The following is a 20,246-nucleotide window of genomic DNA, read 5'->3' on the forward strand; positions in this document are numbered from 1 at the left end:
TGAGTGGTCTGCGTGGGACCGGGCTGCCCGCGACGGGGGCCGGTCACGACAGTCGGGGGGGGGGGGGGGGGGCGGGGCGGGCCGCCCCCCCCCCCCCCCCCCCCCCCCCCCCCCCCCCCGCCGGCGGCGCCCCCCCCGGCCCCCGGGTCCGTTCCGGGTCGCCCTCCGCCCCGTGGCGCGGGGGCGGCCGGCCCCAACTCTGGCATGGTGTCAGGAACCCGGGCCCACAACCCGGTCGACCCTCCCGCGACCCAGACCAGGGAGAACCGGAATGACCGCCGCCCCGACAGCCGTCAGGCCCGCTCCGACGACCGGGCGCCACCGCCCGGTCCTGCGCACCGCCGTCGTCGCCGCCGTCGGCGCGGGCCTGCTCGCCGCACTCGCCCCGGCAGCCGTCGCCCGGCCCCTCGGCCTCCCGGCCGCCGCCGGCTGCGGTGACGCCCACGGCCGGATCGCCGTCCGCCCCGCGACCGCCGACACCCCGGAACGCCGTACCGGCTGGCAGGCCGCCGACGCGGCCCTCGCCGGGATGACCGACCCCGGCTACGCCACCTCGGCCCTCGCCGCCGTTCGCCAGGACGGCCGGCTGGTCTGGCGCAACGCCACCGGCGTCGCCGACCTCACCACCGGCGAACCCGCCGACCCGCGCGGGGCCTTCCGGATCGGCAGCGCCACCAAGACCTTCGTCGCCACCACGCTGCTCCAGCTCGTCGGCGAGCACCGCCTGGACCTCGACGACCGGCTGGAGTGCCTGCTGCCCGGCATCGTCCCGAACAGCACGGAGATCACCGTCCGGCAGCTGCTCGACCACACCAGCGGCGTCGCCGACTACACCCAGGACCCGGCGTTCGACCACCGGCGGCCGGAGTGGCTCGACGGCGGCCGCTTCACGCACTACACCCTCCGGGACCTCGTCGACGTCTCCCACCGCTACCCGCCCGCCTTCCCGCCAGGAACGGACTGGCAGTACTCCAACACCAACTACGTCCTGATCGGCATGATCGTCGAGAAGCTCACCGGCCGCCCCTGGACCGAGGAGGTGACCCGCAGGATCATCCGCCCGCTCGGCCTCAGGGACACCTGGATGCCCGGCGGCTCGCCCGTCATCCCCGGCCCGCACGCCCACGGCTACGACAGGACGGACACCGGACCGGTCGACGTCACCCTGCTCGACCCCACGATGGCGGGCTCCGCCGGCGCCGGCATCTCCACCACCGCCGACCTGACCACCTTCCTCGGGGCCCTGCTCGGCGGCCGCCTGCTGCCCCCGGCCGAACTCGCCGCCATGCAGCAGACCACCGCCCACGGCGGGGGCCGGTCCTACGGTCTCGGCCTGCAGCGGGTGGACACCCCCTGCGGCACCTTCTGGGGCCACGTCGGAGGCGTCCCCGGCTACGTCACGATGATGCTGGGTTCGGCGGACGGCAGGCGCCAGTTCGCCGGGAACACCACCGTCTACGACATCCGGGACCAGGACACCGCCGACGCCGCCTGGCAGAAGGTGGTCACGACCGCGCTGTGCGGCCCGCAGACCGGAACGGCCGCACCCGCGCCCGCACCTGCACCCGCACCCGACCTCGCACCCGACCTCGCCCTCCCGGCACCGTGACCGACCCCCTACGCTGACCGGCGACACCACGGCCGACCGTCACCAGGAGGACGAGACATGGCAGAGCCGCTGATCGCCGCAGTCGGGGGCCGGGAGCCCGCCGTCGACCCGGGCGCCTTCGTCGCGCCGAACGCCGTCGTGGTCGGGGACGTGACCGTCGGCGCGGGCGCGAGCATCTGGTACGGCGCGGTGCTGCGCGGCGACGCCGAGTCCATCAGCGTCGGCGCGGGCAGCAACATCCAGGACAACTGCACCCTGCACGCCGACCCCGGCTTCCCGCTGGTGCTCGGCGAGCGGATCTCGGTCGGCCACAACGCGGTGCTGCACGGCTGCACCGTCGAGGACGACGTCCTGGTGGGCATGAACGCCACCGTGCTGAACGGCGCCCGGATCGGCACCGGTTCGCTGGTCGCGGCCGGCGCGGTGGTGCCGCAGGGCATGGTCGTCCCGCCCGGCTCGCTGGTCGCGGGCGTCCCGGCGAAGGTCCGCCGGGAGCTGAGCGAGGAGGAGCGGACGGGTATCAAGGCCAACGGTGAGGGCTACCGTCTGCTCGCCGACGCCCACCGGGAGATCGAGATCCGCTAGCCGGTCACCACTGCGGCGGGGCCGGCAGCCGGCTCGGCGGCAGGGGCGGCGGCCGGTTCCGCGACGGCGGGGGCGGGCCGCCGTCGGTCGGCCGCCCAGGCCAGCACCGCGACCAGCGCGCCCGAGGCGGCCAGGCCCGCGCCCACCAGCGTCGGCGCGGTCCAGCCGAGCCCGGCGTCCAGGGCCAGCCCGCCGAAGTAGGCGCCCTGGGCGTTGGCCAGGTTGAAGGCGCCCTGGACGGTCGCCGAGGCCAGCGTCGGCGCGCTGCGCGCCTTCTGCAGCACCAGGGTCTGCACCGCCGGCACGATCGCGAAGCCGAACAGTCCGATCAGCACCACGGTCACGGCCGCCGACCACCGGGCGTGCGCGGTCACCGCGAACAGCGCCAGGGTGGCGGAGAGCAGCACGAACGCCGCGCAGACCGTCGGCCGCAGCGCCCGGTCCGCGGCGAACCCGCCGAGCACGTTGCCGATCGTCATCCCGACCCCGAACAGCGCCAGCACCAGGGTCACGGACCCGGTGGCGTAGCCGGAGACCTCGGTGAGCAGCGGCGCGATGTAGCTGTAGCAGGCGAAGAAGCCGCCGCAGCCGAACACGACGGTGGCCAGCGCCAGCCACAGCTGCCCGCTGCGGAAGGCCCGCAGCTCGTGCCGGAGCCCGGACTGGCCGGGGGAGGGCAGCGCGGGCACCAGCCGGGCGATGGCGAGCGTCCCGGCGGCGGCGATCAGCACGACCACCAGCATGGTCGCCCGCCAGCCCAGGTGCTGCCCGAGCAGGGTGGCGGCCGGGACGCCGACGATGTTGGCCACGGTCAGTCCCGAGAACATCACCGCCACCGCGCGGGCCCGCCGGTCGGGCGCCACCAGCTCGGCCGCGGCCACCGCGCCGGCGCCGAAGAACGCCCCGTGCGGCAGCCCGGTGACCAGCCGTGCGGCGGCCAGGGTCCAGAAGTCGGGCGCGAGCGCGCACAGCAGGTTGCCGGTGGCGAACAGCCCAGCCAGCGCCACCAGCACCGCCTTGCGCGGCCGGCCGGCCGCCAGCGCGGTGAGCAGCGGCGCGCCGACCACCACCCCGAGCGCGTACGCCGAGATCAGCCAGCCCGCCTGCGGGATCGAGACGTGGAGGCTGTCGGCGACCTGGGGGAGCAGGCCCATGGCGGCGAATTCGGTGGTGCCGATGGCGAACGCGGTGACGGCCAGCGCGAGCAGCGCGAGAGGCAAGGGGGTGACTCCGGGGTGATGCCGACGACCTGGGGAGCGCGCGGCGGACGAATTCGTTCGTCCGGCATCCTAATCCGGTCGGATGACGCCCCCGTGAGGTGCGCGTGACGCGAGGAAGTCGCCGGTGGGGCCCGCGCGCGCGAGACTGGGTGCATGTGCCGCAACATCAAGACGCTGCGACCGCCCGTGACCCCCGACGCCGGCGAGGACGACTTCCGCGCCGCCGCCCTGCAGTACGTCCGGAAGGTCTCCGGCTTCCGCGCCCCGGCCGCGCACAACCGGGAGGCCTTCGACCGGGCCGTGGACGCGGTCGCGGAGGCCACCGCCCGGCTGCTCGCCGAGCTGGAGGTCCGCGGCTCGCACGCCCGGGCCGCCGAGGTCGCCGCCGGGTGATCGGGCCGCAGCGGCCGGAGCGGACGGAGCGGACCGCCGTGGACCGCGCCGTGGACCGTACCGTGGATCGCAACCGGCGTCCGTGGATCGGAGCGTGCGTTCGCGGACGCACGCCGACAGGGAGCAGGATCCGGTGATGAACCCCGCCATGCGTTACGCCCTCACCTTCCCCGGCACCCCCGGCACCCAGGCCCCGCAGGACGTCGTGGTGGTCAGCCGGACCAGCGCGACGGGCCCGGGCGGGCATCCGGTGTACGAGGACGAGAGCGGCATCGTCCGGGCCGAGATCAGCGACACCGGCGAGGTCCGGATGCTCGCCAGCGGCGGCCACCAGAGCCCGCACCTGCCCGTCGACGCCCACCCGCTCCCTTGACCGGCCGACCTCGGATCGTTCGGTCCCGGATCGCTCGGTTCCGGATCGCTCGGTCCCGGGCCGTTCGTCTCCGGGCCGTTCGTTTCCGGGCCGAGCGGGCTGCCCGGAACGGCGCCCGCGGTGATCGCCCGTCGGGCACAATCACCTCATGACCACAGCGAGTTGGCAGGGCATCGTCATCGCCGAGAGCGAGGACACCGTCGTCGTCGAGGGAAACCACTACTTCCCGGCCGAGTCGGTCCGCACGGAGTACCTGCGGCCCTCCGGGACGACCACGGTGTGCGGCTGGAAGGGCACCGCCGGCTACTACACCCTCGACGTGGACGGGCGGACCAACCCCGATGCCGCGTGGTTCTACACCGACCCGGAGCCCGCGGCCGAGCACGTGCGCGGCCGGGTCGCGTTCTGGCGCGGGGTCGAGGTCACCGACTCGCCGGCGAGCGCCGACTAGCGTCCTCGCCCCGCGGGTACCTGATCCCCATGGCAGTCTTCCGCAGGCCGGGCCGTTCCCGGCCGACCCCCGAGCCGGACCTGGGCGAGCAGCTCGCCGAACTGGTCGAGGAGGCCGAGCGGCCCGTCGGCGAGCAGCCGGCCGCCGCGTACGAGGCGCGGCAGCGCGGCCGGGGCCGGGCCGTCGTGGCGCACACCGCCCGGCTGCTCGGCACCGGCGGGCGAGCCGCCCGGGGAGCGGCCCGGAGGGCGGCGTACGGCAGCAGGGCCCTCACCGAGCAGCTGCTGCAGGCCGCCCCGCGGATTCCGGTGCGCGACCTCGCCACCCTGCGGGCGCAGCACCCCGGCGCGGCCTTCCCCGAGGAGCTGGCCGACCGGCTGGTCGCCGGAGCCGTCCGGGCCTCCGGCGCGCTCGGGGCGGGCGTCGGCGCGGCCGCGATGATGCCGGTGCCGCCCGCGATGCCAGTGGAGATCGCGGCCGAGACGATCGCGGTGGCGGCCGTGGAGATCAAACTGATCGCCGAACTGCACGAGGTCTACGGCGTCCCGGCGCAGGGCACCGTCTCCCAGCGGGCCGGGGCGTACGTCGGGGCCTGGGCCAACCGCCGCGGGATCGACGCGAACCTGCTGGTCCGGCCGGCCGGCTTCGCCGCGCTGGCGATCGGCGCGGAGGTCCGCAAGCAGCTGGGCCGTCGGCTCACCCGCAGTTCCCTGCGCCACCTGCCCGCGATGACCCCGCTGCTGGTCGGGGCGGGCATCGGCGCCACCATGAACCGGCGCGAGACCCGTCGGTTGGCCGGCGAGGTCCGGGTGGACCTGCGCGCCCGCCGGCCGGCCGACCGCGCCTACTGGACCGCGGCCGCGCCGACGCCGAAGGGCACGACGGTGAGGGGCGAGACGGTGAAGGGCGGGAGGGTGAAGGGGACGACCGCCGGGGGCAGCACGCCGACGGAGGGCACCACGGCGGAGGGCGCCGCGACGGAGGGCATCACGCCGCCGGAGGGCGAGGAGGCGCCGTAGGGTTCCGGAACCCCCGGCGCCTCCGCCCCCGTGGTCGGGACGTCCGACGTGGTCAGGACGCCGGCGGTGGTGGGGCCCCCGCGCCCCGGCCCGTCTTGACGCCGTTCACCATCGCCTGGTGTATCGCCCGGGCGGTGGTCTCGTCGGCGGCCGGCACCGGGCTGCCGGACACCGTGTACCAGTCCAGCGCGCCGGTGTACTGGACGGTCAGCCGCGCCTCGCCGTCCACCCAGGTGGTGTGCACGGTGAGGTCGCCGGAGATCGGGCCGACCTCGGAGGTGGTGACCCCTCCGGGGCCGCTGATGATCGACTGGGTGGTCCAGGTCGCCCACGACGCGCGCGGGTCCGCGGGCGGCCGTGCCTGCCGATTGCCTTGGTCGTGTTCGGTCATGCGCCTATCCTCCCCCGCCGGTGAGTCGCCACCCGGGCAGCGACACCTGCGGTCGCGGCGACCGCCCGGTCCCACCGGGCGGTCGAGTCGGTACGGCGGCGGACGGTCAGTCGAGCCGGCCGGGTTCGTCCAGCATGGCGTCGCCTTCCGCCTGCGAGGTGTCCTGCGCGTGCAGGTTCTGCATCGAGGTGACGCCCTCCTCGGGGTCCGCAGCACGGACGTCCTCGTCGCGGTCGGTGCTCACCTCGGACCGGTCGCTCATGTCGGTCATCGTGGGCTCCGTTTCCTCGGCCGGTCCGGGTGCGCCGAGCCGCGGGCGCGGCCGGGCCGGGTTCTCTTGCGCCCTTCCAGCCTGCCCCCGCCCCGGCGCCGGGGCCAGCCGGATGACCGGGGAACGGGGGCCGCGGGCGCCTCGGGTCCGGATCCCGACCGGGTGGGGTCACCAGGTCACGGGCAGCGACCGCATCCCGTGGATGAACGACTCGGTGCGGAACGCCAGCTCGGCGCGCGGCACCGCGAGCCGCAGGCCGGGCAGCCGCCGGAACAGGGTGGCCAGGGCGATCTGCAGCTCGGCGCGGGCCAGCGGCTGGCCGAGGCACTGGTGCACGCCGAAGCCGAAGGCCATGTGCCGCCGGGCGTCCCGGTCCAGGTCCAGCTCGTCGGCGGGTCGCCGGTCGGCGTCGCCGAACACCGCTTCGTCCCGGTTGGCGGTGGAGATCATCGCGATCACACCCTCGCCGGCCCTGATCGTCGTGGCGCCGAGCTGCACGTCCTCCAGGGCCACCCGGGGCAGCCCGGTGTGCACGATGGTGAGGTGGCGCAGCAGTTCCTCCACGGCGCCGGGCAGCGCGGCCGGGTCCGCCAGCCTGGCGACCTGGTCGGGCCGGTCCAGCAGCAGCGCGGTGGACAGCGAGATCATGTTCGCGGTGGTCTCGTGCCCGGCGATCAGCAGCAGCAGGCCGGTGCTCGCGACGTCGTGCGCGGTCAGGTCGTCGCGGACGGCGAGCCGGCTCAGGATGTCGTCCTCCGGCTGCTCCCGCTTGCGGGCCGCCAGCGCGCTCAGGTAGTCCAGCAGCTCCTGCTGCGCCTCGAAGAGCTTCTCCAGGGTGTTGTCGCTGCTGAGCAGGGTCCGGCTGACGGCCTGGAAGAACTCGCGGTCCTCGTAGGGGACTCCGAGCAGCAGGCAGATCACCAGCGAGGGGACGGGCAGGGCGAAGTCGGCGACCAGGTCGGCCTCGGTGCGGCCGAGCGTCATCCCGTCCAGCGCCTCGTCCACGATCCGCTGGACGGCCGGTCGCATCGCCTCGACCCGCTTGACCAGGAAGTCCCCGGTGACCATCCGGCGCAGCCGGGCGTGCTCGGGGTCGTCCAGCCGCAGGAAGCTCGGGTTCGCGGCGATGATCTCCCGGCTGCCGGGGACCAGCAGCGGGAAGTCGGGGTGGCGCGCGTCCGCGCTGAACCGGCGGTCGGACAGGACGGTGCGGACCTCGGCGTAGCCGGTGGCCAGCCAGCAGGACTCGCCCCCCGGCAGGTCGGCGCGGGTGACGGCGGCGGTGGCGGCGGCGTCGGTGTACGCGGGGGGCGGGCCGAACGGGCAGCCGGCCGAGTGCGGCGCCGGGATCCGGACGGCGGTGGTGCCGGTGGTGCCGGTGGTCGTGGGGGTAGGGGTGGTGGGTGTGGTGGGGGTGGTGGGTGTGCTCGTCAAGGTGCGGCTCCTTGCGTGGGTGTTCTCCGGTGCAGCTCGACCGCCGTGGTCCGGCGGGCCCGCTCGGTGCGGTGGGGTCGGGGCGCGGTGGGCCTGGGGTGTGGCGGGGGCACGTCGTGGTGGGGGCGCGGGGTGGTGGGGGCGCGGGGTGGTGGGGTGGTCAGTTGCCGGTCGCGGCGGGTTCGTCCTCGGTCACGGTGATCGCGCCGCCCGGGCAGAGCTGGGCGGCGAGTCGCAGGTCGGCGAACTGGTCGGGCCGGAAGGTGGTCTGACGGAGTCTCACCAGACTGTCCTGCTCGTCCTGGTCGAAGACCTCGGGAACGTTCACGACGCACATCCCGGAGCTGCAGCAGCGGTCCCGGTCGACGTTCACCCGCATGGTCGGGCACCTTTCGCCAGTGCGCCGCCGGCTGCCCGGCGGCCGCCTCTCGTTGTCATTGCCAACCTAACCGCCGCTGCTCCGTCCACGGAGGGGGCGGTGGCGGGATCCTTGAGAATGGCCGATTCGGCCCACATCGGAACGCCCGTGCGGCGCAGCGGGTTTGAATTGACGCAACCCCGACAAGCAGTGGTTCCGCCGCCCCCGGGGCGGGTTCACGACGACAGTCCCTCGGCGGCGGCGATCTCCCGCACGGTCGCGATGGTGTCGGCCTCGGCGGCGTCCTTGTCCGGCCGGTAGCGCACCACCCGGGCGAACCGCAGGGCGAGGCCGGCGGGGTAGCGGGGGCTGCGCTGCAGACCGTCGAAGGCGATCTCGACCACCAGCTCCGGACGGACCCGCACCGTCCAGGCGTCCCGCTCGGTCTGCCGGGCGAGCAGCTCGACGGTCTGCCGGGCGAGCGTCTCGTCGGTGAGGCCCTTGAAGGTCTTGCCGAGCATCACCCAGGGGCCGAGCCCCGGCTCGCCCGCCGCCCGGGCGCCCAGGTGCAGGTTGCTGAGGAACCCGCGCCGCCGCCCGCTGCCCCATTCGGCGGCCAGCACGACCAGGTCGAGGGTGTGCCGGGGCTTCACCTTGATCCAGCCGATGCCGCGGCGCCCGGCCGCGTACGGCGCCGACGGGTCCTTCACCAGCACGCCCTCGTGGCCGAGGGCCAGCGTGTCCCGGAAGAAGGCCAGGGCCAGGTCGCGGTCCCCGGTCTCGGTGCGCGTTACCCGCAGGTCCGCCGGTGCCGCCTCGGCCAGCGCCGCCCAGCGCTCCCGGCCCGGGCGGTCCACCAGGTCCTCGCCGTCCCGGTGCAGCAGGTCGAAGAAGAAGACGCTGAGCGGGACTTCGGCGCGCAGTCGCTCCGGGTCGCGCCGGGCCGCGGTGCGCGCGGCGGTCTCCTGGAACGGGCGTGGCCGCCCGTCCGCGCCGAGCGCGATCGCCTCGCCGTCCAGCACTGCCGAGTGCAGCGGCAGCGCGAGCGCGGCCTGCGCCACCTCGGGGACGCGCGCGGTGATGTCGTCCAGGCTGCGGGTGAACACCGCGACCTCGTCGCCGTCCCGGTGCACCTGCACCCGGATCCCGTCCAGCTTCCACTCCAGCGCGGCCGGACCGGTGCGGTCCAGCGCCGAGGCGACGTCCGGCGCGGAGGCGGCCAGCATCGGCCGCACGGCCCGTCCCACCTCCAGCCGGAACGCCGTCAGCGCGGCCTCCCCGCCGGTCAGTGCCGCCTCCGCCACCGCCCGGGCCGAACCCCGGAACATCAGCGCCCGCCGCACCGCCGCCGAGGGCACCCCCGCCGCCTGCGCCACGGCCTCCCCGACCACCGCGTCCAGCGCCCCCTGTCGCAGGTCCCCGACCAGCACCGCCCGCAGGAACCCCTGTTCCTCCCCGGTCGCCCGCCCGAACAGCCCGTGCAACAGCCGCCGCCGCTCGGCCTGCGCCCCGGCGCCGTGCACCCCCGCGATCCGCTCCAGCTCGTGCTCCACCTCCCGCACCCCGAGCGACGCCTCGCCGGCCGGCTCCGGCAACCCGCGCAGCGCCGCCGGCCCGACCCCGGTCCGCAGCCGCTGCGACTCCCCGGACAGCAGGGCCACCGCCGCCGGCGCCTCCACCGGCCCCAACTCCCGCAGACACCCGGCCAGCAACCCCGTCTTCGCCCGCCGCCCAGGCTCCGCGGCCACCGCCCGCGACGCCGCCGCCAACCTCTCCAGCCCCGCCACCACACCACCTCCTCCACCCAGCATCCGCGCCCCCGGCGGCCCGCGCCTCAGCAGCCCTGCGGGCGGGGTACCCCCTGCCGCGGCCGCCGGCCGCCGGCCGCACCGCCGCTCGGCGAGGCACCCGGCTCGTCCGGTGAGCGCCCTCCGTCCGGTGCGCACCCTGCGCATCCGGTGAGGACCCTCCGCATCCGGTGAGGACCCTCCGTCGCCGCACCCGACGGGTGGCGGCCCGCCCGTGGGACCGGCCCACGGGCCCATGGGGACGACCCGGTGCGGCCCGCCTTCCCAAGTGCCGGAGTGGAGTGCCGGGCCGGTGGTCTTGGCCGGGGTGGAGATCGGATGCGGGCCGACGGGGCGTCATGCTGGGCCCGCAAGCCGCCCCGACCCCGAGGAGACCGAGATGAGCGACACCCCCACCGTCCGCTGGAGCGTGGGCGCGCCCGAGGCCGACGAGTTCGCCGCCTGGCGTGAACTCTTCCGCGGGTACTGCGAGTTCTACCGGTTGCCGTGCCCCGAGGAGAAGGCCGAGCTGGTGTGGTCCTGGCTCACCGACAAGGACCACGAGCTGGACGGGCTGCTGGTGCGGGACGGCGACGGGACGCCGGTCGGGCTCGCCCACTACCGGCCGTTCGCCCGTCCGCTGCACGGGGCCGTCGGCTGCTTCCTGGACGACCTCTTCGTCGCGCCGGACGTCCGGGGCGGCGGGGCGGTGGACCAGCTGCTGGCCCGGCTGCGGGAGATCGCCGCCGAGCGCGGCTGGAACACCGTCCGGTGGATCACCTCCGAGACCAACTACCGGGCCCGTGGCAAGTACGACCAGGTCGCCGTTCGGACCCAGTTCCTCACCTACGACATGGCCCCGGACGCCCCGATGCGCTGAGATGGTGACCGGGTCGCCGGACATTCGTTCGGACTTTCTGTTATCCGCCCGCCGCCGGGAGGTCTCCCAGGTGTCGACACTCGACCAGCCGACCCGGAACAGGAAGCGTGACCACGTGAACAGCGACGACAGGACGACCATCCTCCCGGCGACCGGTGGTGACCGAGGCGCGGGCGACGGCGGTGAGGGCGGCCGGGGCCGGTCCGGTGGCCGGGCCGCGAGGCGGGCCGCCCAGCGACACGCCGGCCGTGGCCGGCGGGGTCGCCGCGGCGGGTTCGTGCCGGTCACCGCGGTGGTCGCGGCCGTCGCCGGGACGGGGCTGATCGCCGCGCTCGCCGGCGCCGGCTACGCCGCGTACGGCGGCAAGCAGACCGATCGGGACGTCATGGGCCAGGCGATGGCCGCCGACGTGCTGATCGCGGCCGAGATCGGCACGCACGACGGCATCCAGGTCCCCGGTGCCGGAGGAGCGAACGCGACCGCCCCGGTGCCGCCGTCCGGCGCGGCCACGACCGGTCCGGCGGCCACCCCGAGCGCCCCGGCGACGCCGACCGAGACCGCCACCCCCACCCCGACGGCGACCGCCACCGCCACCCCGACCCCCTCCGCGACCGCCGCCAAGGCGACCGCGAGCGCGACCCGGACCGCGACCCCCGCCGGGGCGGCCGCCGCCCAGCGCAGCGCGACCGGACCGGCCACCCCGGTCGGCGGCGGCGCCGCCCCCTCGGACGCCCAGGCGGTCGTGGACCTGGTCAACGTCGAGCGCGCCAAGGCCGGTTGCGGGCCGGTCACCGCCGACCCCAAGCTGGCCACCGCGGCCCAGTCGCACAGCGACGACATGGCGAACCGCAACTACTTCGACCACGCGAGCCCCGAGGGCTACCACGCCGACCACCGGATCGAGGCCACCGGCTACCGCTGGAGCACCTGGGGCGAGAACATCGCCCGCGGCCAGAAGGACCCGGCCGCGGTGATGGACGCCTGGATGAACAGCCCGGGCCACCGCGCCAACATCCTGAACTGCGCGTTCAAGCAGCTCGGCGTGGGCGTGCGGACCGGTTCCGGCGGTCCGTGGTGGACCCAGGTGTTCGCCGCACCGGCCTGACCGGCCCCCGACGCTGACCCCGGCCCTCGGCCTCGGTTACGTAACGCGACCCCCGACCCCCGACCCCCGAACCTGACCCGGACCCCGAAACCCCGCCCCCACGACGAAACCCGGCCCCGAGCACGAAACCGACCACGAACCGATCGGACACCACCGAACCGATCCGACGACACTCCGTTCCGGCCCGATCCGCTTCCGGGCCGGGCCGATTTTCCGATTCCGCGCACATTGTTGTTATCTGATCACTCCCCACAGGTCTCCGAGGAGGCAGCGGCGGACGGAAACACGGCAAGACGGAGTGCGGACCATGAACGCTGATGTGCAGAACAGGACCGGGAGCACCCTGGTGCTCGCGGCGCAGGCCGGCGACCGGCAGGCCCAGGAGGCGCTGGTCGCCGCCTGGCTGCCGCTCGTCTACAACGTGGCCGGACGCGCCCTCGGCGGCCACGCCGACGTCGACGACGTCGCGCAGGAGACCATGATCCGAGCCCTGGACGGTCTGGACGGGCTCCGCGACCCGGACTCGTTCCGCTCCTGGCTGGTCGCCATCACCATGAACCAGGTCCGCCGCCGTCATGCCGCCGGTTTGCAACAGGCCGTCGGCGGGCTGGACGAGACCTGGGAGGTCGCCGACCCCCGGGCCGACTTCACCGACCTGACCATCCTGCGGCTCGGCCTCTCCGGCCAGCGCCGCGAGGTCGCCGAAGCGACCCGCTGGCTCGACCCCGACGACCGCGAACTGCTCTCCCTGTGGTGGCTGGAGGCCGCGGGCGACCTCACCCGCGCCGAGCTCGCCGAAGCGCTCGACCTGAGCCCGGCGCACACCGCCGTCCGCGTCCAGCGGATGAAGAAGCAGCTGGAGGCCGGCCGGGTCGTCGTCCGCGCCCTCAGCGCCTACCCCCGCTGTCCCGAACTGACCGAGATGACCGCCGGATTCGACGGCACCCCGAACTCGGTCTGGCGCAAGCGCATAGCCCGTCACATCCGCGGCTGCGCCGGCTGCGACGGCCTCGGCCGCGACCTCTTCCCCGCGGAGGGGCTGCTGGCCGGCCTCGCCCTGGTGCCGATCCCGCACGGCTCGCCGCTCCTGCTCCACTTCCAGCACACCGCGGCCGCCGTCGCCGCCCAGAGCGCCGCCGGCTCGGGCGCCGCTTCAGGCGCAGGCACGGGCTCGGGCGCCGGATCCGGTACGGGAGCGGGTGCGCACGCCGGTGCCGGCGGGCACGGCGGCTGGGCCGGCACCGCCGCCCGGAAGGCCGTCCTGGTGAGCGGCGCGGCGGCGGCGGTGGCCGTGACCACCCTCGCGCTGGTGTGGCCGCAGCACAGCGAGCCCCCGGCGGCGGCCGCACCGGAGCCGACCGCCCCCGCGGCCGCCCAGGACACCGCCCTGGACATCCCGAGCGTCGCCCCCGCGCCCGTGGCGGTCGCCCCGACGCCGGTGCCCACACCGACGCCCACGGAGACCCCCACCGCGACGGCCACCCCGACGCCGACACCCACGCCGACCCCGACCCGTACGGTCGCCCCCGCGCCGGTCGCCAACCCGGAACGCCAGCTGGTCGACCTGGTCAACGCCGAACGTGCCAAGGTGGGCTGTGCTCCGCTGCGGATCGACCCCCGGCTGCACTCCGCCGCGCAGAAGCACTCGGACGACATGGCCGCCCGCGGCTTCTTCGACCACGTCAACCCGGACGGTGTCCGCACCGACGCCCGGATCACCGCCGCCGGCTACCGCTGGTCCCAGTGGGGCGAGAACCTCGACCGGGGCCCCACCGCCCCGGCCACGGTCGTCGCCCACTGGATGGACGGCGGCATCCACCAGTCGAACATGCTCGACTGCGGCTTCAAGGACGTCGGCGTCGGCCTGGCCACCAGCCCGACCGGCACCACCTACTGGACCCAGGACCTCGGAGCCCCGATGTCCTGACCGGACGGGGCGGCCCCGGTACGGGTCGAGACGGCGGGGCGGGCGTGACTAGGCCGGGGTGACTAGGCGGGGGTGACCCCGACCAGTCCGTCCGCCGACCCGGTCACGAAGCCGGTGGCGTGCCCGACCACACCGCCCGCGTCGCCGACCTGGCCGGGCAGCACCTCGGGCGCGCTGCTCAGCGGCCCGGGCAGACCCTCCTGACCGCCCACGGCGCTGGCGTGCGCACTCGGCGCGGTGAGGGAGGCCACGACACCCACGGCGAGCGAGGCGACGGCGAGCATGCTGCGCTTCTTCATGGCCGGTCCAACGACGCTGCGCCGGAAGGGTTACGGGGGCGGCCCACCAGGGCCGCCCCCGCACACCCTCCGACCCGGCGTGCCGACGGAGTGTCAGGTCCGGTAGAAGGTCCGCCCGGAGGAGCCGGAGGAGACCGACCACACCTCGGTTATCAGCCCGCCGTCGAGCCGCAGGATGTCCGTCCCGCTGCGCGCCACCACGCCGCCCTCGCCGTCCGAGAAGCTCGCCAGGTACGGCCGGGCCACCAGCCCCGACACCGCCCCGTCGACCGACTCCAGATCCACCACCGCGACGCCCTCGGCCGCGAACCGCAGCTCCGACCGCTTGGCGTGCCACTGCCGGATCACCTCGGCCAGCCCCGCCGGCGTCCGCACCTCGTCGAAGATCTCCGAGCCCGCCTGCGTGTACCGCAGGGTGAAGTCGGGCGCCATGATCTTCTCGGCCAGCGCCAGCTCGCCGTTCCACAGCGCCGTCCAGCGGTCGTAGACCTCGACGCCGAACTCCCGCAGCTCAACACCCATGAGAAATCCCCCCGTTCGCTTCCCGACCGTTCCTCGATCGTGCAGGGAACGCTAGCACCGGCCACTGACAACCGGCCGGAGCGGGGGAGGGGGCGGGCCCGGGCGGGCCGAGCGCGGTGAGGACGCGCGCAAGCTGGACGGCCCGCGCGCCGACCGGGACTCAGGCCGGGCGGCGGGCGGGCCGTGGGAACCACCATGGCCCCGGCCGTCCCCGCCGGTCAGCGGCGCGCACGCGGCGGCCGGACGCACACCGGCGCGCCGGGGCGTGCAACAGCCGCCCCAGCGGCGCCGTCAGGGCGTTCCCGGGCCCCGGGCCACCCCCGCCCCGTCCGCCACCCCGGTCCCGCCCTCCCGGACGGCGGCGCCCGCGGCCCCGGACCCCGCCGCCCCCACGACCGCCGCGGCACCGGTGGCTCCCGTGGCCCCGGTGTCCGCGCCCTTCGCGGCCGCGCCCGGAGCGTCCCCCGCCGGGTCCACGGTCCAGTCCGGGTGTCCCGGCATCGGCGGGGTGCGCATCCCGTACAGCCAGTCGTGGAGGAAGCCGCCCAGGTCCTCCCCGGACACCTCGGACGCCGTGCGCACGTAGTCCTCGGTGGTCGCGTTCCCGTACCGGTGCTCGCGCAGGAAGGTGCGCTCGATCCGGTCGAAGGTGTCCTGGCCGACCTTCTCGCGCAGGGCGAACAGCACCAGCACGCCGCCCGCGTAGCGTTGGCCGTCGAAGAGGTTCGCGGCGGTCGGGGAGGCGACCGGCCCGGAGTCGTGCCGCGACCGGTCGCCGAGGCGGTAGACGTCGCGCATCCGGTCGGTCAGCGTGGTGCGGCCCCGGTCGTCCGGCCAGCCGCGGTCGAAGCGGTACAGCAGGCCGTAGAAGTCGGCGTGGCCCTCGTTCAGCCAGAGGTCGGACCACCTGGCGGGGGAGACGCTGTCGCCGAACCAGGAGTGCACCAGCTCGTGCATCATGTGCGGGCCGATCTCCGCCTCCGGCCGGCGCAGGAAGTCCGGCTTGTAGAGGGTCAGGGTCTGGGTCTCCAGGCCGGTGAAGGCGAACGCGTCCGGTGCGTCGGTGTCGACCGGCAGGATGCCGTAGGCCTCGAACGGGAAGGGGCCCAGGTGGGCCTCGGCCCAGGCCAGTTGGTCGGCGGTCAGGGCCAGCGCCGGCTCCAGTTCGGCGGCCCGCGCGGTCGGGACGACGTCGCGCAGCGGCAGGCCGTGCGGGCCGGTGCGTTCGCGGACGGTGTAGTCGCCGACCGCGACCTGGACGAGTTCGGTGGCCATCGGCTCGCGGGAGACGTACCGGCGGGTGGTCCGGCCGTCGGGGTGCGGCTCGGTCTGCGTCAACTCGCCGTTGGCGACGCCCAGGAGGGCGTTCGGTGCGGTCACCGCGATGGTGAACCGGGCCTTGTCGCCGGGGTGGTCGTCGCAGGGGAACACGGTGTGGGCGCTCCGGGGCTGGGCGGCCACCGCGAAGCCGTCCGGCGTGGGCACCCAGCCCGTGTGGGGCAGCGCGGCCCGCGGGTCCGCGGTGTACTCGACCGTCAACTCGGTGGTGGTGCCCGCTCGGAACGGCCCGGCGGGGGTGACGGTCAGCTTCTCGTCGTGGGTCGCGAAGTCCGCGGGGCGGTCGCCGACCCGGACGGCGTGCACGGTCAGGCCGAGCGCGTCCAGCTCCAGGTGGGCGAGGGTGCGGTCGGGCCGGACGGTGATCACGGCGGTGCCGTCCACGGTGCGGGTGTCGGCCCGGTAGTCGAAGGCCAGGTCGTACGCGAGCGCCCGGTACCCGGTGTTCCCGAGCGAGGGGAAGACCGGATCGCCCAGCCCGGCGGCACCGGCCGACGGGACGCTCGCGGACAGCAGCGCCGCGCTGAGCACCAGCGACAGGGCGAGGCCGGCGCGGGGTTTGGACAAGGGGGTCACCGCACTTCGCGCGTGGAGCGGGTGCGGGGGCCGCCGGGACAGGAGTACCGCGCACGGATGCTAGTGGACGGCCGGGCCGGCGGGGGGCCGATCCGCGGGATCCGACGACACACCGTCGTCGCCCGGACGGCCCACCGTGCTGGCGCGGCCCCCAGGGGCCGTCTAACGTCGGGAGTGCTTCGTCCCCTGACGGACGGGGCCACGGCCGTCGGAACTCCTGGCCAGGTCCGGCGGCCGTACTTCCATGCCCTGGCGCACCCCGTAGGCTGGCGGGCGAGACGACGCCCCCGTACCGGATGCCAGGAGCCGCCGTGACCAGTCCAGCCTCCCGTGTCCTGGTGATCGGCGAGTGCGTCGCGGACGTCGTCCGTGCCGACGGCGTCCCGGACCGGGTGCACCCCGGCGGCAGTCCCGCCAACGTCGCGTACGGCCTGGCGCGGCTCGGCCGCCCGGCCACGCTGCTGACCGAACTGGGGCCGGACGCCAACGGCCGGCTGATCCGGGCGCACCTGGAGTCGGCGGGCGTGCGGGTGCGGGCCGCCGAGGTGGCCCGGACGCCCTCGGCCGTGGTGCGGCTGGACGGGCAGGGCCGCGCCCGGTACACCTTCGACATCGGCTGGACGCTGCCGTCGGCCGAGCCGGTGCGGACCGACCTCGCGCAGCCGCCCGCCGCGATCCACCTGGGCTCGATCGGCGCCGTCACCGAGCCGGGCGCGGCCACCGTGCTGGCCCTGGTGGAGCGGTGGCGCGGGCGCACGCAGATCAGCTACGACCCCAATGTGCGCCCCGCGTTGATGGGCGACCGGGCGGAGGCCGTCCGGCGGGTCGAGCGCTGCGTGGCGCTGAGTGACCTGGTCAAGGCGAGCGACGAGGACCTGGCCTGGCTCTACCCGGGCGAGCGGCCCGAGGCGGTCGCGGAGCGCTGGCTGGCCCTCGGCCCCGCCGTGGTGGCGGTGACGCTGGGCGCCGACGGCGCGTTCGCCCGCACCGCCGAGGGCGTCCGGGCCGAGGCGGCGGCCGTCCCGGTGCCGGTCGCGGACACCGTCGGCGCCGGGGACTCCTTCATGGCCGCCTTCCTGCACACCCGGGCCGGCGGCGCCGACCTCCGGGCCTGCCTGACCCACGCGGTGACGGCCGCGGCCCTGACCGTCTCCCGGCCGGGCGCCAACCCGCCCTCGGCGGCCGAGCTGGCGGCCGCCCTCGCGGCGGGCCCGGCGGCGGAGGTCGACGCGGTGTAGCCCCGGCCGCCCCGGCGACCGAGCCCGGTGCAGCCGGTCCCTCGCGGCGGCCCCACCGCTGAGCGACACCCCCGCCCGACACCCCTGCTACGCGCGGACGGTGAGCTCCTTGGCGTACCAGACCTCGGCGTACGGCCCGCTGCTGTAGGCCGGGATCTCGTGGTACCCGTGCCGGAGGTAGAGCGCGCAGGCCTCGACCAGGTCGCGGCGGGTGTCGAGCACGATCCGGTCGGCGCCGAGCGAGCGCGCGGCCTCGTCGACGGCGGCGAGCAGGCGGGCGCCGCCGCCGGTGCCGCGCAGGCCGGGGCGGACGTAGACGCGGGTCAGCTCGACGGTGGTGGCGTCGAGCCGGCGCAGGCCGGCGCAGGAGTGGGCGACGCCGTCGTGGCGGCCGATCAGGAACAGGCCGTCGGGCGCGACGAGGTCGTCGCTCGGGGAGCCGGCCAGGCCGGACTCCAACTGTTCCGGGGTGCCCTCCCGCCCGAGGTGCAGGCGGTAGTAGCGGTTGGCCACGTCGTAGTAGTACTCGCGCAGCAGCTCCAGGGCCTCGGGGGTGGTCACGTCGGCGGTGGTGACGGACCAGAGGTCGGGGCGGAGGGGCGCGGTGTCGGTCATGCGCGCATGATCCGTTCCGTGCCGTCGCCGTCGCAAGGGGTTTTCCGGGTCCCCGGCGGGCCCGACGGCCCCTGGAGCGGCCTGCCACGGCGGTGGACGGCAAAGGAACGGCAAGGCGTCCGGCGCGCCGTTGCCCCGCACGGGTGATGGAGGGATTGGCGGGGGTGCGTGGCGGGGGAGCAGTGCAGCTATGGATAGACCATCAGATTGTCTGAATAATGGGGGTTTGAGGGGGAGTCAGCGACGCCGGAGCGCGGTGCGGACCGGCTTGCTGGTCACCGTCTGCCTCGGCGCCGTCATCGCCGGCTGTTCCGGTCCGGCCGGGACCGCGCGGACCGCCGGGCCGAAGGCCGCCCCGGCTGGGGCGGACGCCGCCAAGGGGGAGCCGGTGCCCGCCGTCGAGGCCGTCGGCCACGGCGCCGCCCGCCCGGCGGCGCCCCCGGTGCTGCCCGGCCTGGCCCGCCAGGAGGAGGAGGCCGGCAGCGCGGCGGTGGCCCGCCAGGAGGCGGCCGCCCGGACTGCGCTGGAGACCGCGCAGCGCTGGGGCCTGGAGCGCCCGCCGCTGAAGGCCCTGCCGCGTCCGGCGACCCGGGCCCGGCTCACCCCCGCCCAGGGCGTCAAGCTCGCGGAGGACCGCCCGCCGGTGGTCTACCGGGTGCCGACCGACGACAAGGTGGTCTTCCTGACCGTCGACGACGGCGCGGAGAAGGACCCCGCGTTCTCCCGGATGGCCGCGGAGCTGGGGGTGCCGATCAGTGCCTTCGTGTCCGACTACCTCGCCCGCGAGGACTACGGCTACTTCCGGGACCTGCACGCCCAGGGCGTGGAGATCAACAACCACACGATCAACCACCGCAACCTGAAGGTCCTGGACTACGAGACCCAGCGCCAGGAGATCTGCAACCAGCAGGACCAGCTGGAGCAGCAGATCGGCGTCCGCCCCCGGCTGTTCCGGCCGCCGTACGGCGAGTACAACGACGACACGCTGCGCGCGGCGGCCTCCTGCGGGGTGCAGGCGGTGCCGATGTGGAACGAGGAGGCCTTCCCGGACCACATGGAGTGGCGCTACGACGACCGGCAGCTGCACCCGGGCGACATCATCCTCACCCACTTCCGGGGCACCGACATCTGGAAGGCGACCATGCCGGACCTGCTGCGCAAGGTCGTCAACGACGTCACCGCGGCCGGCTTCACGCTGGGCCGGCTGGACGACTACCTGTAGGCGCGCTCCCGAGGGTCGGCTCAGCCGAGCGAGAGGGCGTCGAGGTACACCCAGGCGCCCTCGTGCCGCACGAAGCGGCTGTTCTCGGCGAGCACGCCCTCCTCGTCGCCCTCGGTCCAGTGCGCCCGGAAGGCGACCGTGCCCGCCGCGTGGAACGCCCCGCCCTCGGTGGTGGAGAGCACCTCCAGCCGGGTCCAGCGCAGCGCCGGGTCGAAGTCGACCTCGGCGGGCCGGGTGTCCGGGTGCCAGGTCCGCAGCAGGTACGCCTCGTCCTGCGCGGCGAAGGCGCTGAACCGGGAGCGCATCAGCGACTCCGCGGTGGTCGCCGCCGCCTGGCCGCGGTGCAGTCGGCCGCAGCAGTCGCCGTAGGCGGCGGGCAGGCCGCACGGGCAGGGAGAGGAGGGCAGCAGCCGCGGAGCGGCGGAGCGGGGCGCGGAGCGACGTCGGGACATGCGGTCCATTCTCCCCCACCGCGACGCGACCCCCGCAGCCCGGGGCCCGGCGGAGTCCCGGGCCCCGGAGCGCGGGAGGGGGCCCCCCCCCCCCCGGGGGGGGGGGGGCGCCGGGGGGGGGGGGGGCGGGCCGGGGGGTTTTTAATGGGGGGCGGGAGGGGCGCCCGCAACCCCGCCCGCC

The 20,246-nt window shown here is 75.7% G+C and carries 22 protein-coding genes; 11 read left to right on the top strand and 11 right to left on the bottom strand.

Annotation, left to right across the window (positions count from 1 at the left end):
- Window positions 1-271 precede the first annotated feature (271 nt).
- Both ACIRST_RS00160 and ACIRST_RS00165 read left to right on the top strand, forming a co-directional pair.
- Window positions 272-1,609 (top strand): serine hydrolase domain-containing protein, encoded by a 1,338-nt coding sequence (locus ACIRST_RS00160; RefSeq protein WP_402798641.1) that lies wholly within the window; start codon window positions 272-274, stop codon window positions 1,607-1,609.
- Between the two features lie 57 nt (window positions 1,610-1,666).
- A complete protein-coding gene (locus ACIRST_RS00165) occupies window positions 1,667-2,194 on the top strand; it encodes a gamma carbonic anhydrase family protein (protein ID WP_402798644.1) in 528 nt (175 codons plus the stop codon).
- On the opposite strand, the gene ACIRST_RS00170 is transcribed toward ACIRST_RS00165, so the two are convergent.
- Window positions 2,191-3,414, bottom strand: coding sequence for an MFS transporter (locus tag ACIRST_RS00170; RefSeq protein WP_402798646.1), 1,224 nt, complete (start codon window positions 3,412-3,414; stop codon window positions 2,191-2,193). The genes ACIRST_RS00165 and ACIRST_RS00170 overlap by 4 nt on opposite strands.
- A 153-nt stretch (window positions 3,415-3,567) precedes the next feature.
- Here ACIRST_RS00170 and ACIRST_RS00175 point away from each other — a divergent pair, with 153 nt between their 5' ends.
- The 4 genes from ACIRST_RS00175 to ACIRST_RS00190 all read left to right on the top strand — a co-directional run bounded on the left by ACIRST_RS00175 (window position 3,568) and on the right by ACIRST_RS00190 (window position 5,650).
- Complete coding sequence (locus ACIRST_RS00175; RefSeq protein ID WP_396546693.1) at window positions 3,568-3,807, top strand: DUF2277 domain-containing protein; 240 nt, start codon at window positions 3,568-3,570, stop codon at window positions 3,805-3,807.
- Between the two features lie 136 nt (window positions 3,808-3,943).
- Entirely contained in the window at window positions 3,944-4,180 is a 237-nt protein-coding gene (locus ACIRST_RS00180) for a DUF6296 family protein (protein ID WP_402798648.1), read from the top strand.
- Between the two features lie 148 nt (window positions 4,181-4,328).
- On the top strand, window positions 4,329-4,631 hold the full coding sequence (locus ACIRST_RS00185) for a DUF427 domain-containing protein (protein WP_350520334.1): 303 nt from the start codon (window positions 4,329-4,331) through the stop codon (window positions 4,629-4,631).
- 29 nt (window positions 4,632-4,660) lie between these two features.
- A complete protein-coding gene (locus ACIRST_RS00190; protein ID WP_402798651.1) occupies window positions 4,661-5,650 on the top strand; it encodes a hypothetical protein in 990 nt (329 codons plus the stop codon).
- A 52-nt stretch (window positions 5,651-5,702) separates the two neighbouring features.
- Here the strand turns inward: ACIRST_RS00190 and ACIRST_RS00195 are convergent, their stop codons facing one another.
- The 5 genes from ACIRST_RS00195 to ACIRST_RS00215 form a co-directional block, all read right to left on the bottom strand.
- Window positions 5,703-6,041: a hypothetical protein gene (locus tag ACIRST_RS00195; protein WP_350520332.1), complete on the bottom strand. Its 339-nt coding sequence runs from the start codon at window positions 6,039-6,041 to the stop codon at window positions 5,703-5,705.
- 106 nt (window positions 6,042-6,147) lie between these two features.
- Window positions 6,148-6,312 (bottom strand): hypothetical protein, encoded by a 165-nt coding sequence (locus ACIRST_RS00200; RefSeq protein ID WP_350520331.1) that lies wholly within the window; start codon window positions 6,310-6,312, stop codon window positions 6,148-6,150.
- Window positions 6,313-6,480: 168 nt separating this feature from the next.
- The gene (locus tag ACIRST_RS00205; protein WP_402798654.1) at window positions 6,481-7,746 is read right to left on the bottom strand and encodes a cytochrome P450; all 1,266 of its coding nucleotides are present in this window, start codon (window positions 7,744-7,746) and stop codon (window positions 6,481-6,483) included.
- Window positions 7,747-7,906: 160 nt separating this feature from the next.
- Window positions 7,907-8,125 carry a ferredoxin gene (locus ACIRST_RS00210; protein ID WP_402798656.1) on the bottom strand — a complete coding sequence of 73 codons (219 nt, stop codon included), beginning with the start codon at window positions 8,123-8,125 and terminating at the stop codon, window positions 7,907-7,909.
- A gap of 215 nt (window positions 8,126-8,340) precedes the next feature.
- The gene (locus ACIRST_RS00215; protein WP_402798658.1) at window positions 8,341-9,915 is read right to left on the bottom strand and encodes an ATP-dependent DNA ligase; all 1,575 of its coding nucleotides are present in this window, start codon (window positions 9,913-9,915) and stop codon (window positions 8,341-8,343) included.
- A gap of 376 nt (window positions 9,916-10,291) precedes the next feature.
- On the opposite strand from ACIRST_RS00215, the gene ACIRST_RS00220 reads away from it, so the two are divergent.
- From ACIRST_RS00220 to ACIRST_RS00230, 3 genes are all read left to right on the top strand, one after another.
- Window positions 10,292-10,771, top strand: coding sequence for a GNAT family N-acetyltransferase (locus ACIRST_RS00220; protein WP_350520328.1), 480 nt, complete (start codon window positions 10,292-10,294; stop codon window positions 10,769-10,771).
- Between the two features lie 277 nt (window positions 10,772-11,048).
- Window positions 11,049-11,876: a CAP domain-containing protein gene (locus ACIRST_RS00225; protein ID WP_402798660.1), complete on the top strand. Its 828-nt coding sequence runs from the start codon at window positions 11,049-11,051 to the stop codon at window positions 11,874-11,876.
- A 307-nt stretch (window positions 11,877-12,183) separates the two neighbouring features.
- The gene (locus tag ACIRST_RS00230; RefSeq protein ID WP_402798662.1) at window positions 12,184-13,803 is read left to right on the top strand and encodes a sigma-70 family RNA polymerase sigma factor; all 1,620 of its coding nucleotides are present in this window, start codon (window positions 12,184-12,186) and stop codon (window positions 13,801-13,803) included.
- 62 nt (window positions 13,804-13,865) lie between these two features.
- Here ACIRST_RS00230 and ACIRST_RS00235 read toward each other — a convergent pair whose 3' ends face one another.
- The 3 genes from ACIRST_RS00235 to ACIRST_RS00245 all read right to left on the bottom strand — a co-directional run bounded on the left by ACIRST_RS00235 (window position 13,866) and on the right by ACIRST_RS00245 (window position 16,538).
- Window positions 13,866-14,102, bottom strand: a complete 237-nt coding sequence (locus ACIRST_RS00235) for a hypothetical protein (protein WP_402798665.1) — start codon at window positions 14,100-14,102, stop codon at window positions 13,866-13,868.
- A 93-nt stretch (window positions 14,103-14,195) separates the two neighbouring features.
- Window positions 14,196-14,624, bottom strand: coding sequence for a nuclear transport factor 2 family protein (locus ACIRST_RS00240; protein ID WP_402798666.1), 429 nt, complete (start codon window positions 14,622-14,624; stop codon window positions 14,196-14,198).
- A gap of 291 nt (window positions 14,625-14,915) precedes the next feature.
- Window positions 14,916-16,538: a M1 family metallopeptidase gene (locus ACIRST_RS00245; RefSeq protein WP_402798667.1), complete on the bottom strand. Its 1,623-nt coding sequence runs from the start codon at window positions 16,536-16,538 to the stop codon at window positions 14,916-14,918.
- A gap of 311 nt (window positions 16,539-16,849) precedes the next feature.
- On the opposite strand from ACIRST_RS00245, the gene ACIRST_RS00250 reads away from it, so the two are divergent.
- Window positions 16,850-17,776, top strand: coding sequence for a carbohydrate kinase (locus tag ACIRST_RS00250; RefSeq protein WP_402798668.1), 927 nt, complete (start codon window positions 16,850-16,852; stop codon window positions 17,774-17,776).
- Window positions 17,777-17,863: 87 nt separating this feature from the next.
- On the opposite strand, the gene ACIRST_RS00255 is transcribed toward ACIRST_RS00250, so the two are convergent.
- On the bottom strand, window positions 17,864-18,391 hold the full coding sequence (locus tag ACIRST_RS00255) for a GNAT family N-acetyltransferase (RefSeq protein WP_350520322.1): 528 nt from the start codon (window positions 18,389-18,391) through the stop codon (window positions 17,864-17,866).
- A 256-nt stretch (window positions 18,392-18,647) separates the two neighbouring features.
- On the opposite strand from ACIRST_RS00255, the gene ACIRST_RS00260 reads away from it, so the two are divergent.
- Window positions 18,648-19,613 (top strand): polysaccharide deacetylase family protein, encoded by a 966-nt coding sequence (locus ACIRST_RS00260; protein ID WP_350520321.1) that lies wholly within the window; start codon window positions 18,648-18,650, stop codon window positions 19,611-19,613.
- 20 nt (window positions 19,614-19,633) lie between these two features.
- On the opposite strand, the gene ACIRST_RS00265 is transcribed toward ACIRST_RS00260, so the two are convergent.
- Entirely contained in the window at window positions 19,634-20,065 is a 432-nt protein-coding gene (locus ACIRST_RS00265; RefSeq protein WP_350520320.1) for a YchJ family metal-binding protein, read from the bottom strand.
- Between the last annotated feature and the right edge of the window lie 181 nt (window positions 20,066-20,246).

The sequence above is a fragment of the Kitasatospora sp. NPDC101447 genome, from assembly GCF_044767225.1.
Classification (GTDB): Bacteria; Actinomycetota; Actinomycetes; order Streptomycetales; family Streptomycetaceae; genus Kitasatospora.